This is a genomic window from Halorubrum ruber (genome assembly GCF_018228765.1).
GTDB classification, from domain to species: domain Archaea; phylum Halobacteriota; class Halobacteria; order Halobacteriales; family Haloferacaceae; genus Halorubrum; species Halorubrum ruber.
Genome location: NZ_CP073695.1, coordinates 193,184 through 206,376, shown reverse-complemented (window position 1 = coordinate 206,376; position 13,193 = coordinate 193,184). Strand labels below are relative to the sequence as shown.

Here is a 13,193-nt window from a genome sequence, read left to right as displayed (position 1 = left end):
GATGAACTACAACTACAGGTATCGCCTCAAGCCGACAGAAGACCAGCGCGAGACGCTGGACTACCACCGCGATACCTGTAGACAACTCTATAACCACGCCCTGTACCGCTTCAACCAAATCCCCGAAGACGAGGGTACCGTCAAACAGCGTGTCCGCAAAATCCGTGACGAGCTTCCCGATCTCAAAGACTGGTGGGATGCACTCACTGATGTCTACTCGAAGGTACTCCAGCCCACCGTCATGCGGGTCGCCAAGAACGTCAAAGCTCTCGGAAACCTCAAAGAGCAGGGCTACAAAGTCGGTGAACTTCGGTGGAAGTCACCTCGGGAGTTTCGCAGTTTTACGTACAACCAGTCTGGCTTCGAACTCGACAAGAAGAGTGGGCAGACTGTGTTGTCACTGTCGAAACTCGCAGCCATCCCCATCGAGTTCCACCGACCGCTGCCTGACGACGCTACGGTCAAGGAAGTCACGCTCAAAAAGGAGAAAACTGGCGAGTGGTTCGCCATCTTCGGCATCGAGATGGACACAGAACCGCCAGCCAAGCCACCGCTGGAGGATATTGACACTGACGAGATGGTCGGGATTGACGTGGGTATTCTGAAGTATGCCCACGATACAGACGGCACAGCGGTCGAATCACTCGACCTCTCTGAAGAACGTGACAGGCTCGAATGGGAGCAACGGAAACTCTCCCGGAAAGAGCGTGGGTCGAACAATTGGGAGAACCAACGTCGGCGTGTCGCTGAGTGCCATCTCGCCATCAAGCGCAAGCGGAATGATTTCCTACACAAACTCTCGAACTACTACGCTCGGGAGTACGAACTGGTTGCCGTCGAAGACCTTGAGGTCAAAGGGATGCTCGAATCGCCGCGAAACAGCCGCAACACGGCGTCAGCTGCGTGGACTACCTTCACCGACATGCTCGAAACGAAGTGTGAACGGGAAGGCACGCACTTCGTGGAAGTCGATCCAGATGGCACCACCAAAGAGTGCGCTCAGTGTGGCGTCGAAACCGACAAACCGCTGTGGGTTCGAGAACATTCCTGTCCTGCCTGTGGCTTCGAGGCAGACAGAGACGCAAACGCAGCGTGGAACATTCTCTCTCGCGGACTCACCGAACTAGGAGTGGGTCACTCCGAAGAAACGCCTGTGGAGACTGCGCTCCCTGCGGGAACTACCCCGGTTCCTGCAAAGCGTGTCGTGGAAGCAGGAAGCCCCTGTCTCAAGGAGCCGCCGAAGGCGGCGAGTAGGCAGGGGTAGTTCACGTCCCGTGCTCCCAGCTCCCCATGTACTCGCGCTGCTCGTCGCTGAGCTCGTCGTATTCGACGCCCTCGGCGGCGAGCTTGATGTCCGCGACCTCGCGGTCGAGCTCGTCGGGCACGTCGTGGACGCCGGCGTCGTACGCGTCGCCGTTCGCCGCGAGCTCGCGGACGACGACCGCCTGGACGCCGAAGCTCTGGTCCATCACCTCGACCGGGTGGCCGAGGGCGATGGGCGCCGCGAGGTTGACGAGCCGCCCCTCGGCGATGACGTTCAGGACGCGGCCGTCTTCCATCTCGAACCCCTCGACGCCGTCGCGGACCTCGTAGCGGTCGACCGCGAGGTCGTCGAGGTCGTCGAGGTTGACTTCCACGTCGAAGTGGCCGGCGTTCGCGAGGAGGACGCCGTCGTCCATCTCCTCGAAGTGCTCGCGGGTGATCACGTCGCGGTTGCCCGTCGTCGTGATGAACACGTCGCCCTTCTTCGCGGCCTCCGTCATCGGGAGCACCTCGTACCCCTCCATGTGGGCCTCTAAGGCCTTCCGGGGGTCGACCTCGCAGACGATGACGTTCGCGTTCTGGCCGGAGGCCTTCTTCGCGACGCCTTTCCCGCACTGGCCGTAGCCGCCGACGACGACGTTTTTCCCGGCCCACGAGAGGTTCGTCGTCATCGCGATCGTCGCGAGCGACGACTCGCCCGTGCCGTGGACGTTGTCGAACAGCTGCTTCATCGGCGTGTCGTTGACCGCGAAGACGGGGTAGTGAAGCTCGCCGTCGGCGTCCATCGCGCGCAGGCGGTCGACGCCGGTGGTCGTCTCCTCGGCGCCGCCGACGATGGAGTCGATGAGGTCGGGGTACTCCTCGTGGACGAGCTTCACCATGTCCATCCCGTCGTCGACGGTGATGGTGGGCCCGTGGGCGATGCAGGCGTGCATCGCGTCGTAGTACTCCTCGTCGTCGACGCCGCGGACCGCGTAGGAGGTGATCGACTCGTGGGCGTCGAGCGCCGCCGACACGTCGTCGTGCGTCGAGAGGGGGTTACAGCCGGTGATCGCCACCTCGGCGCCCCCCTCGGCGAGCAGCTCGACGAGGTTCGCGGTCTTCGCCTCCACGTGCATCGCCATCGCGATCGTCTCGCCGTCGAGCGGCTGCTCGTCGACGAACTCGTCGCGGAGCGCGTTGAGGATCGGCATGTGCTGGAGCGCCCAGTCCATCTTCCGGCGCCCCTCCTCCCGGGCGGCTTCGACGTCCGAGAGGTGCTGTGACACCGGCGGATACGCGGTTTCGCTCATACCTCTCGCTTCGCTCACGGCGCACTAAACCCTGCCGACACCGGACCGAGACCGCGAAAAGAAATCCGCGTCGTTCGAGGGACGGCCGGTTCGAGCCGTCAGTTCGGCGATCGATTCGAGCCGTCAGTTACCGCCGGGGCCGCCGGCGTGGTCCGGCGGGCCGCTCTCGCCGTCGTCGTCGTCATCTTCCGTCTCGTCTTCGTCGTCATCGTCATCGTCGCCGTCTTCCGCTTCGGCTTCGTCTTCTTCGGCCTCGTCGTCCTCCGTCTCGTCCTCATCGTCCGCATCGTTCTCCGTCTCGTCCTCGTCGGCGTCGTCCTCCTCGTCGTCCGCATCGTCGTCATCCGCGTCGTCACCGCCCGGACCGGCGTGGGCCGGCGGGCCGCGCTCGCCGTCGTCCTCGCCGTCGGGGCCGCCCGCGTGGTCGGGCGCGTTGCCCGGCGCGTCGCTCTCGTTTTCATCGTCGTCATCGTCGGCCTCGTCCGGGCCGCCGGGGCCGCCCGCGTGGTCCGGGGCGTTACCGGGGTTGTTCTCCGTCACGAAGTCCGAGACCGCGCTGCCGATGCCGCCGTCGCGGTTCTCGAGCCCGTCGATGAACTCCTGAACGAGCTGGCCGAACGCCTGCTCGTCGGCCTCGTCGCCCTCGTCGCCGACGGTGAGGTCGGCGGTCGTCGAGACGCTCTCGTTCTCGTACTCAGCGGTGATCTCGACCGTGACGTCCTCCTCGGCGGCGGGGAGATCGACGGTGCCGTTCTCGTCGGTCTCGTAGTCGCCCGTGCCGGCGTAGGAGGCGTTCTCGCCCGCATCGTCGGCGAGTTCGACGGTGACCGAGGCGTTCTCGGCCGCCTCGTCGTCGTTCGTCACCGTGACGATCGGCTCGCCGTCGGTGTTCTCCACGTCGAGTTCGAGGCCGTCGGGCGCCTCGATCTCGACCGTCTCGGAGACGCTCTCGTTCTCGTACGTCGCGGTCACGTCAACCGTGACGTCCTCCTCGGCGGCGGGGAGTCCGACGGTGCCGTTCTCGTCGGTCTCGTAGTCGCCCGTGCCGGCGTACGACTCGTTCGCGGGGTCGGCAACGGTGACGTTCACCGTCGCGTTCTCGACCGCGGTGTCGTTGTCCGTCACGGTGACGACCGGCTCGCCGTCGGTGTCCGCCACGTCGAGTTCGAGGCCGTCAGGGGCTTCGAGCTCGACCGTCGTCGCGGCGGTGTCGTTACCCGCGGCGGCCGTGACCTCGACCGTCACGTCCTCCTCGGGCGCTTCGAGGTCGACGGTGCCGTTCGCGTCCGTCTCGTACTCGCCCGCTCCCGCGTACGACTCGTTCTCCGCGTCGACGACGCTCACGACGACCGTGGCGTTCTCGACGGCGGTGTCGTTCTCGATCACCGTGACCGTCGACGTCCCGTCCGCGTCCGTGTCGACGGCCACGTCGAACTGTCCGTCGGCGGCCGCGACGCCGGTCATCGCGCCGAGCGCGACGACCGCGATCAGTAGGATGGCTGTCGTGCGTTCGCTCATGTCCACTCGGGTCCAGCCCCTGTTCACACATAAAAAGCGAACTCGCTTAACGCGGTTTAATTCGGTTTGTATCCGGGTTAACGGCGCTGATGCGTTTGTTTTGGTAGATCGGGGCTCGCCGGTGGTTTCGACGGTGACCGGTGCCGGGTTCGTTCCCAACTTCGGGTCTGTCGCCGCTCGCGCGCGATACGTCTCCGGGACTGCCGCGCTCGACCGAGTTGTGTTCCCTCGTTTATAAGCAGGCGACCATCTCGCGGCGATGACCTCCAAAGCCTCAGCTGTTCGCTTATAAACGGTTGATAGCGGATCGACAGCGAACACCTCCAAAGCCCCAGCCGCGAGGGCGGCGCACGCTCGCTGCGGTCCTCAGTCGGTCGCTACCGCTCCCTCCTTGCGGTCCTTGCGTCACCTGCGCCGCCCTCGCGGCTGCCCCTTTGAGTCCCGCCCCGCACAGCACAGCGCCTCACACCTCCCCAACCTCGCGGTTCGCGCTCTTCGAGCGCTCACCGCGTCCCTCGCGCGTGCTGCTCGCGGCCGCTGGAGGCGGCCGCTCGCAGGCACGCGCCACCGCACGTTCATTTATAAATAGGACGCGAACCCCGGTTCGACATTTAAATACTGCCGACGTGGGTCGGCTTTGCGTGTCGCGTTCGGTCGCGGTCGCACTGCTCGCTACGCCGATTCGACGCGGTCGACGAGGTCGCTCGCGGCGGCCGCGGCGCGCTTCTGGACCGCTTCGGCGTTGAGCGTCAGGACCTCGCGGTCGCGCATGAGGACCTGGCCGTCGCAGACCGTGTGGCGAACGTCGCTCCCGCGCGCCGCGTACGCGAGGTGCGAGACGGGGTCGTGGACCGGCGTCAGGTGCGGCGCGTCGAGGTCGACGACCGCGAGGTCGGCGGCCGCGCCTTCCTCGATCCGGCCGCCGGGGAGGTTCAGAGCGTCCGCGCCGCCCTGCGTCGCCATCTCCACGACGGCCTCGGCGGGCACCGCGCTCGCGTCGTCCGCGGCCAGCTTCCCTAACATTGCGGCGTCGCGCATCTCGTCGAAGAGGTCGAGGTCGTTGTTCGAGGCCGCCCCGTCGGTGCCGAGCGCGACCGTCACGCCCCCCTCTCGCAGGCGCTGGACCGGGGCCATCCCGCTGGCGAGCTTCATGTTCGAGGCCGGGCAGTGGACGACCGCAGTCCCCGCCGCGGCGAGCCGGTCGATTTCGGAGTCGTCGACGTGGACGCCGTGCGCGAAGAAGTCGTCCGGGCCGAGCGCGTCGAGGTCGTCGGCGTACGCGATCGGTCGCTCCCCGCGCTCCTCGACGATCGGCTCCACCTCGTCGGTCGTCTCGTTGGCGTGGAGGTGGACCGGGACGCCCGCCTCGCGCGCCTCGGCGACGCCCTCGCGCAGGAACTCCTCGCCGACCGTCGTCAGCGAGTGCGGCATGAACGCGGTCCGGATCCGGCCGTCCGCGGCGCCGTCGAGCTCGCGGGCGACCGCGAGGCTCTCCTCGACGTCCGCGCGGGCGTCCGCGTCGTCCTTCCCGACCGTGACGACGCCGTGGCCGAGCCGCGCGCGCAGCCCGGCGCGGTCGACGGCGTCGGCGACCCGGTCCATCGCGAAGTACATGTCCGCGAACGCGGTCGTCCCCGACCGGATCATCTCTACGGCGCCGAGCTCGGCCCCCGCCTCGACGTCGTCGGGCGTCAGTTCGGCCTCCGCCGGCCAGATGTCCTCGCGGAGCCACGGGTCGAGCGGCTTGTCGTCGGCGTACCCGCGGAGCAGCGTCATCGCGACGTGCGTGTGCGCGTTGACGAGCCCCGGGATCACGAGCGACCCCGACGCGTCGAGCGCCTCGGCGGCCGCCCCGTCGAGCGTGTCGTCGACCTCGTCCGGCGACCCCACGGCCCGGATCGTTCCCTCGTCGCGGTCGACCGCGACGTCCGCCCGCTCGACCCGGCCGTCGGGCCGGAGCACTCGTCCGCTGCTCACGCGGAGCTGGTTCATGTCCGCCCGTTCCGCCCGCCGCACCAAACGCCTTCGGTTCCTCGTCCCCGCGCGTCGACTGCGCCCGACGACCGCGCGCGTCGACCGCGTCCGTCGACCCCGGCTGACGACCGATCCGCTCGCCGAGCCCGTTTTTCGCGAACGATACGGTTTTATCTGCCGCTCGAAACGAACGGACATGGCTCTCGACCGCATCGTTTCGGCACTCACCGCGGGGAAGCTCCGGATCGCCGTCGTCGCGCTGGCGGTCGTCGCCGCCGCGGTCGGCGGGGCGTTCGCCCTCGGCGTCCTCGGCGTCCCGAGCGTCGCCGCCGTGAACAACTCCTTCGGCGACGTGACCAACGAGACGACGGTCGTCGAGACCGACTTAGTCGTCTCGAACCCGAACCCGATCGGGGTCGGCCTCGACGGCGTCTCGATCGATTACACCGTCTCGATGAACGACGTCGAGATGGCGAGCGGCGGCCGCGAGGGGGTCAGCGTCGCCTCCGGGAACTCCTCGATCGCGTTCGAGACCGACTTGGACAACGACGCGATCCCGCCGTGGTGGACCAGCCACGTCCGGAACGACGAGCGGACGACGGTCGCGATCGACGCGCGGATCACCTCCGACCTCCTCGGTCGGGGCACGAACCTCACCCGCACCCGGCAGGTCGAGACGGACCTCATCGGCGCGTTCGCTTCCGAGGAGACGCGACCCGTGAACGCCGACGCGCCGCTCGTCGACGACCCGGTCCTCTACGTCAACGAGACGCGCGGGCGGTGGGGAACGGTGAGCGAGGCAGAGACGCCGATCGAGATGGAGTTCGACGTGTACAATCCCAACCTCGAACCGTACGTGGTCTCCGAGATCGGCTACGACGTGACGATGAACGACGTCGAGATGGGCTCCGGCTCGACCGACTCGGAGTACGTCATCCCCTCGTACGGCTCCGAGACGGTCGAGCTGTCCGCCGCGCTCCGCAACGAGCGCCTCGACGAGTGGTGGGTGACCCACCTGAACGAGTCGGACAACGGCCACCAGGTGAGCGACCTCCGGATCGAGTTCTACGCGGTGGTCGAGCTCCCCTCCGGCGAGGAGCTCACCGTCCCGCTGGACGCGCTGACATACGAGGAGACGATCGAGACGGACATCTTCGACGAGGGGCTCGACCGAGGCGAGGGGAGCGACGCCGGGAACTCGACCGACTCCGACGGCTCCGACGACGGAACGAGCGACGGTGAAAACACGACCGACGACGGCGAAAACACCAGTGACGGTGGCGGCGACAACACGAGCGACGGCGGCTCCGGGGACGACAACACGAGCGACGGCGGCTCCGGGGACGACAACACGAGCGACGACGACTCTGGCGACGACGACGGCGGGCTGCTTCCGCTGATCGTCGGCCGCTGACCGCGGTCCGTCCCGCACCTCGGCGCGCACCTCCGCTCGCCGTCCGAACCTTCTTGCCCGCCCGCGGCCGCGTTCCGGCATGGCAACCGACGCCCAGCAGGCGTGTTTCGAGGCGGGGATCAAGTTCGGCTCGCTGTACCACCAGTTCGCCGGCACGCCCGTCAGCCCGTCGAGCGCGCGGAGCCTAGAGGCCGCGATGGCGGAGGCGATCGAGAACCAGCCGCACTGCGAGGCGGTCGACGTGACGGTCCACGACGACCGCGTCGCGGACGCAATCGACCACGAGAACGGCTACACCGAGCTCACCGGCTCGCTGATGGACGTCCGGATGCGGATCGCCTACGAGGGCGTCACCGTCCGCACGCGGATGGAGATGGAGGACGGCTATCCCCTGATGAAGCTCGTTGAGGTGGTCGACGGCGGCCGGTCGGGCTCCGGCGACGCCGACACCTCGCTCGACGCGGACTCGTCGCCCGGCGCCGACCCGAACGCTTAGTACCGCGAACTGCCTACGGCGAGCCGAACGGCGGTCGACGCTCCCGATCTCCCGCTTTCAGAGACCCACATGGTCGACAGACGACACGACGGTCGGACGGACCGAACCGGCTTCGACGAGACGAAGAACTACCTCTCCGAGGCCCTCGGCCGCGTCGTGCCCCGTTCGGTGGCGCGGCGAGCGATCGAGGTGACCGTCAGCACCGACGCCGCCGAGTACGCCCCCGACGAGCCGGTCGCGATCACCGTCGCGATCCGAAACCGCCTGCCGGTCCCGGTCGAGGTCCCCACGACGACCCGCCGCCTGTGGGGGTGGGCTGTCGACGGCGTCTTAGAGGCCACCGACGAGCGGCGCTACGTCTCCGCCGAGGAGTCCTCGCTGTCGCTCCGGGCCGGCGAGACGAAGCGCGCGACGGTCACGTGGAACGGGCGGTTCCGCCGCTCCGACGACGACGGCCTCGATCGGTCCGTCCGGGCCGAGCGCGGCGACCACACGGTCTCCGTGTTCGTCCCGGTCCCCGACGCCGACGAGCGCCACGAGGACGCCACGCAGATCCGGATCCGATAGCCGGCGGTCGCCGGTCGGCTGTCAGCTTCTCTGCCGACCCGAGCGGCGAAAAAGGAGGGCGGTCAGTCGTCCGCTTCGGTCGCTCCCGCGCCGGAGCGGGCCGCGTCGTCGACCGCGGGCTCGTCGACGGCGCTCGCGAGCGCCTCGTCGCGACGCAGGTGACACGCCGAGTAGTGACGGCCGTCGGTGAGGTCGGACGGCACCTCGTAGGCGGGCGTCGTCGTCGCGCAGACGCTCTGGTCCGCGAACCGCTCGCTGAGGATCTGTTCGGCGTCGTCCCATTCATCGCGCTCGATGTGCCCGAGCGCCTCGTCGAGCAGGGTGCCGGCGTCGCCGCTCGGCACCGCGTTTCCGAAGTACCGCGACCGGAGGGTGTCGGGGTCGGTCTCCTCGAACGCCCGGCGCTCGACCGCGCGCTGGAACTCCACGACGTTCCGCCAGGCGTCCTCCGTCATGTCGTACTCGTCCGGCTGGATCACCTCCGGGCACCGCGTCCGGAACCGGCAGCCGGAGGGCGGGTCGATCGGCGAGGGGACGTCGCCGGACAGGAGCGCCTTCCGCCCGCCGTTCCGCGGGTCCGGGACGGGAATCGCGTCGAGCAGCGCCCGGGTGTACGGGTGTTTCGGGTTCTCGAACAGCTCCTCTTTGTCGGCCAGCTCGACGATGTTCCCGAGGTACATCACCGCCACGCGGTCGGAGATGTGGCGGATGACGCTCAGGTCGTGCGCGATGAACAGGTACGTGAGGTCGAACTCCTCTTGGAGCTCCTCCATCGTGTTGAGCACCTGCGCTTGGATCGACACGTCGAGCGCCGACACCGGCTCGTCGCAGACGATGAAGTCGGGGTTCACCGACAGCGCCCGCGCGAGGTTCACGCGCTGGCGCTGCCCGCCGGAGAACGCGTGCGGGTACCGGTTGTAGTGTTGCGGGTCGAGCCCGACCTTCTCCAACAGCTCCTTCGCGCGGGCCTCCCGCCCCTCCTCGTCGAGCATGTCGTGGGCCTTCATCGGCTCCTCGACGATGGGCCCGACCTTCATCCGCGGGTCGAGCGACGACTGCGGGTCCTGGAAGATCATCTGCATGTCTTTCCGCATCCGCCGCAGCGGCTCGCCGGACAGCTCGGCGAGGTCCTCGCCCTGGAAGTAGACGCTCCCGCTGGTCGGTTCGAGCAGCCGGAGGACGGTGCGCGCGAGCGTCGACTTCCCGCAGCCGGACTCGCCGACGAGCCCGAGCGTCTCCCCCTCCTTGATGTCGAAGCTCACGCCGTCGACGGCGCGGACGTCGGAGGTCGACCGGGAGACGTACGGGAACTCGTCGTCGAACTGGACGCCGGCGAACAGCCCGCTCTCGTTGTCGAAGTACTTGCAGAGGTCCCGGACCTGCAACAGCGCCTCGGGGTCCGACTCCGGCGGGCCGACTTCCGTCATTCCGCCTCACCCCCGGTCTCGGTGAAGCCGGCGGAGAACCCGCCGGTGGCCTCCGTCTCGATGGGTGGGCTCCCGTCGTACCCCACGTCGAACGCGTCGTGTTTCACGCACGCGGCCGTGTGCGGCGCCTCGCCGTCCTCGCTCAGGTCCCGCGGCTCGGGGTGGACCTCGCGGCACACCTCGCGCGCCTCGGGACACCGCGAGTGGAACCGACAGCCGGCGGGCGGGTCGATCGCCTCCGGCATCACCCCCTTGATCGGGTTGAGCTCGCCGACGGTCTCGTCGGGACGGGGCATCGAGTCGAGCAGCGCCGACGTGTACGGGTGTTTCGTGTCGTAGAACAGGTCGTCCACCTCGGCCTGTTCGATGATCTCGCCGAGGTACATCACGTTGACGCGGTCGCAGATCTCCGCGACGACGCTCATGTCGTGGGTGACCCAGATGAACGAGGTGTCGTACTTGTCCTGGAGATCGGTCACCATCTCGAGGATCTCGCCCTCGACGGTGACGTCGAGCGCGGTCGTCGGCTCGTCGGCGATGATCAGGTCGGGCTGGCAGGCGAGCGCCATCGCGATCAGCACGCGCTGTCGCATCCCGCCGGAGAACTGGTGCGGGTACTCGTCGTACCGGGACTCCGGCGCCGGGATCCCCACCTCTCTGAGCATGTCGATCGCCTCTTCTTTCGCCTCCTTGGCCCCTAAGTCGCGGTTGATCTCGATGAACTCCCGGAGCTGTCCCCCGACGGTGAACACGGGGTTCAGCGACTCCATCGGGTCCTGGAAGATGATCGCGATCTCGCGGCCGCGGATCCGCTTCCGCATCTCCTCTTCGGTGAGCATCTCGTCGCGGGGGCGCAGCTCGCCGTCGTCGCCCTCTTCGAGCCCGAAGATCGTCTTGCCTTTGAACTCAATCTCGCCGCCGACGATCTCGCCGGGACTGTCGACGAGTCGGAGGATACTGGAGGTCGCGACGGACTTTCCGGCGCCCGACTCGCCGACGAGCCCGACGATCTCCCCCTCGTTGACGTCGAAGGAGATGCCGTCGACGGCGCGGACCGTGCCGTCCTCGGTGAAGAACTGTGTCTTGAGATCGCGTACGCTGAGTAGTGGTTCGCTCATATCAGTTGTTGATCCGCGGATCGAGGGCGTCCTGTAGACCGTCGCCGAGGATGTTGAAGCCGATGACGGTGATCAGAATAGCGATACCGGGGAAGATGCTGAACGTCGGCGCGGGGAGCATGTACCCGCGCGAGGCGGACAACATCTGCCCCCACGACGGCGTCGGCGGCTGCGCGCCGAAGCCGAGGAACGAGAGGCCGGCGACGATGAGGATGCTCACGCCGACCTGGAGCGTCGCCTGGACCAGCACCGGCGCGAAGCTGTTCGGGATGATGTGCCGGAAGATGATGTTTCGGTCTTTCACCCCGGCCGCCCGCGCGGCCTCGATGTAGTCCTCCTCGCGGATGGAGACCACCCGCGACCGGATGAGGCGGTTGAACACGGGAATCGCCGTGATCCCGACGCCGATCATCGCGAACGTGAGGTCGCGTCCGAACGCGGTCATGAACGCGATGACCAGGACGAGGAACGGGATCGCGTAGATGGTCTCGGTGACCCGCTGGAGCACGTCGTCGATCCAGCCGCCGTAGTAGCCGGAGACCGCGCCGATGACGGTGCCGCCGCCGAGGCCGATGGCGGTCGCGAGGAACCCGACCGTCATTGCGATCCGCGTCCCGTAGATGGTCCGGGAGAGCAGGTCGCGACCCCGGTGGTCGGTGCCGAGCGGATGCTCGATCGTCCCCGTCCCGAACTGGTTCTCCATGCCGACCGGCGGGAGGAGGCGCCTGACCCGCTCCGGATCGGTCTCGGGGTTGTACAGCACCGCCTCCGCGATCGCGTAATCGAGGACGTAGTAGTCGACCGCGGCGAACACCGCGACGAAGGTGATGAAGCCGACGATGTAGGTCCCGATCCGCGCCGTCGTGTCCTGTCTGACCTGCTTCAGCGTGTACCGCAGGCCGACGCGGGCCTCGATTTCGTCGGGCCCGCTGCCGCTCTCGTCGCCGCTGTCCGGTGTGTCGTCGTCCGAAGTTGCGCTGTTTACCGACATTATTCGTCACCGTAGGTGACCCGCGGGTCGAGGTAGCTGTACGTGATGTCCGTGACGATCACGCCGATCACGTAGACGAACCCGAACACGAGCGTCGTTCCCATGATCAGCTGGTAGTCTTGGTTGTTGATCGCCGTAATGATCAGCCGGCCCATCCCCTGAATCTCGAAGACGGTCTCCGTGAGGACGGCGCCGCCGAGCGCGGTCGACAGCCCGAGTCCGATGATGGTGATGACCGGGAGCTGCGCGACCTGGAACGCGTGTTTGCGGACGATGGTTGACTCTGGCACGCCGTACGCCCGGGCGAGCTTCACGTACTCGCCTTGGAGGGAATCGACCATCGACGAGCGCTCGATCCGGGTGATCTGAGCCATCTGAAGCGTCCCGAGGCCGATCATCGGCAGGAACAGGTGATGGATCGACTGGCGTATCACCTCGAACCGCGTCGCCGCCCCCCGGACGTCAGCCGGGTTCTCCCACGGGAGGATGAGCCCCCGCGCGGGGAACCACCCGAGGTGGAACGCGAAGACGATGATCAACACCAGCCCGATCCAGAACGACGGCGTCGAGACGCCGATGAGCGAGACGATCCGAGAGACGTGGTCGGCCGGCTCGTTCCGCCGCTTCGCCGAGATGACGCCCAGCGGGATCGCGGTGACGATCGCAAACGCGAACGCCGACAGCATGAGCAGCAGCGTCACCGGCAGGCGGAGCAGGATCATCTCCATCACCGGCCGGTCGTAGTAGATGCTCAGTCCGAGATCGCCGGTCGCGACGCCGGCGAGGTAGGTGAGGTACCGCTCGTAGATCGGGCGGTCGAGGCCGTACTGGGCGCGGATCGCCTCCACCTGCTCCTGGGCCGGCGTCGGCCCGAGCATGATCTCGACCGGGTCGCCCGGGATCTGGTTTGCCAGGAAGAACGTTATCGTCACGATACCTATCAGTACGGGTATCGCCTGTGCGAACCGCCGGAGTGTGTACCGAAGTAGACTCACTGTCGTGGATTCCTCGTTGCTTCGATTCGGTTTTTGCTGTCGCTTATCCGTTTCGCTCCCGCCGACGCGTCGGTCTGGCGGCCGTGGACGGACGGTCGAACGCGGCGCGACCGTCCGGGAGAGTCCGCGTCCATCGCC

General features: G+C 67.5%; 11 protein-coding genes. 4 read left to right on the top strand and 7 right to left on the bottom strand.

What is annotated here, in order from left to right:
- Position 1: 1 nt before the first annotated feature.
- On the top strand, positions 2-1,264 hold the full coding sequence (locus tag J7656_RS00940; RefSeq protein ID WP_017341830.1) for an RNA-guided endonuclease InsQ/TnpB family protein: 1,263 nt from the start codon (positions 2-4) through the stop codon (positions 1,262-1,264).
- A 1-nt stretch (position 1,265) separates the two neighbouring features.
- Here J7656_RS00940 and J7656_RS00935 read toward each other — a convergent pair whose 3' ends face one another.
- From J7656_RS00935 to J7656_RS00925, 3 genes are all read right to left on the bottom strand, one after another.
- Positions 1,266-2,555, bottom strand: a complete 1,290-nt coding sequence (locus J7656_RS00935) for an adenosylhomocysteinase (protein ID WP_017341831.1) — start codon at positions 2,553-2,555, stop codon at positions 1,266-1,268.
- Positions 2,556-2,678: 123 nt separating this feature from the next.
- Positions 2,679-4,073, bottom strand: coding sequence for a DNA primase (locus J7656_RS00930; RefSeq protein WP_211553807.1), 1,395 nt, complete (start codon positions 4,071-4,073; stop codon positions 2,679-2,681).
- Between the two features lie 672 nt (positions 4,074-4,745).
- Positions 4,746-6,065 carry an amidohydrolase gene (locus J7656_RS00925; RefSeq protein WP_211553806.1) on the bottom strand — a complete coding sequence of 440 codons (1,320 nt, stop codon included), beginning with the start codon at positions 6,063-6,065 and terminating at the stop codon, positions 4,746-4,748.
- Positions 6,066-6,243: 178 nt separating this feature from the next.
- On the opposite strand from J7656_RS00925, the gene J7656_RS00920 reads away from it, so the two are divergent.
- The 3 genes from J7656_RS00920 (at position 6,244) to J7656_RS00910 (ending at position 8,524) form a co-directional block, all read left to right on the top strand.
- On the top strand, positions 6,244-7,461 hold the full coding sequence (locus J7656_RS00920) for an LEA/WHy family protein (protein WP_211553805.1): 1,218 nt from the start codon (positions 6,244-6,246) through the stop codon (positions 7,459-7,461).
- 79 nt (positions 7,462-7,540) lie between these two features.
- The gene (locus J7656_RS00915) at positions 7,541-7,957 is read left to right on the top strand and encodes a dihydroneopterin aldolase family protein (protein ID WP_211553804.1); all 417 of its coding nucleotides are present in this window, start codon (positions 7,541-7,543) and stop codon (positions 7,955-7,957) included.
- Positions 7,958-8,026: 69 nt separating this feature from the next.
- The gene (locus J7656_RS00910; protein WP_017341836.1) at positions 8,027-8,524 is read left to right on the top strand and encodes a DUF7974 family protein; all 498 of its coding nucleotides are present in this window, start codon (positions 8,027-8,029) and stop codon (positions 8,522-8,524) included.
- A gap of 62 nt (positions 8,525-8,586) precedes the next feature.
- Here J7656_RS00910 and J7656_RS00905 read toward each other — a convergent pair whose 3' ends face one another.
- From J7656_RS00905 to J7656_RS00890, 4 genes are read right to left on the bottom strand one after another with little or no spacing between them, the layout of a single operon-like run.
- The gene (locus tag J7656_RS00905; RefSeq protein WP_211553803.1) at positions 8,587-9,951 is read right to left on the bottom strand and encodes an oligopeptide/dipeptide ABC transporter ATP-binding protein; all 1,365 of its coding nucleotides are present in this window, start codon (positions 9,949-9,951) and stop codon (positions 8,587-8,589) included.
- A complete protein-coding gene (locus J7656_RS00900) occupies positions 9,948-11,069 on the bottom strand; it encodes an ABC transporter ATP-binding protein (RefSeq protein ID WP_211553802.1) in 1,122 nt (373 codons plus the stop codon). The genes J7656_RS00905 and J7656_RS00900 overlap by 4 nt, the downstream gene beginning before the upstream one ends.
- Before the next feature lies 1 nt (position 11,070).
- Positions 11,071-12,060: an ABC transporter permease gene (locus J7656_RS00895; protein ID WP_211553801.1), complete on the bottom strand. Its 990-nt coding sequence runs from the start codon at positions 12,058-12,060 to the stop codon at positions 11,071-11,073.
- Positions 12,060-13,055, bottom strand: coding sequence for an ABC transporter permease (locus J7656_RS00890; RefSeq protein ID WP_283091178.1), 996 nt, complete (start codon positions 13,053-13,055; stop codon positions 12,060-12,062). The genes J7656_RS00895 and J7656_RS00890 overlap by 1 nt, the downstream gene beginning before the upstream one ends.
- Positions 13,056-13,193: the final 138 nt, after the last annotated feature.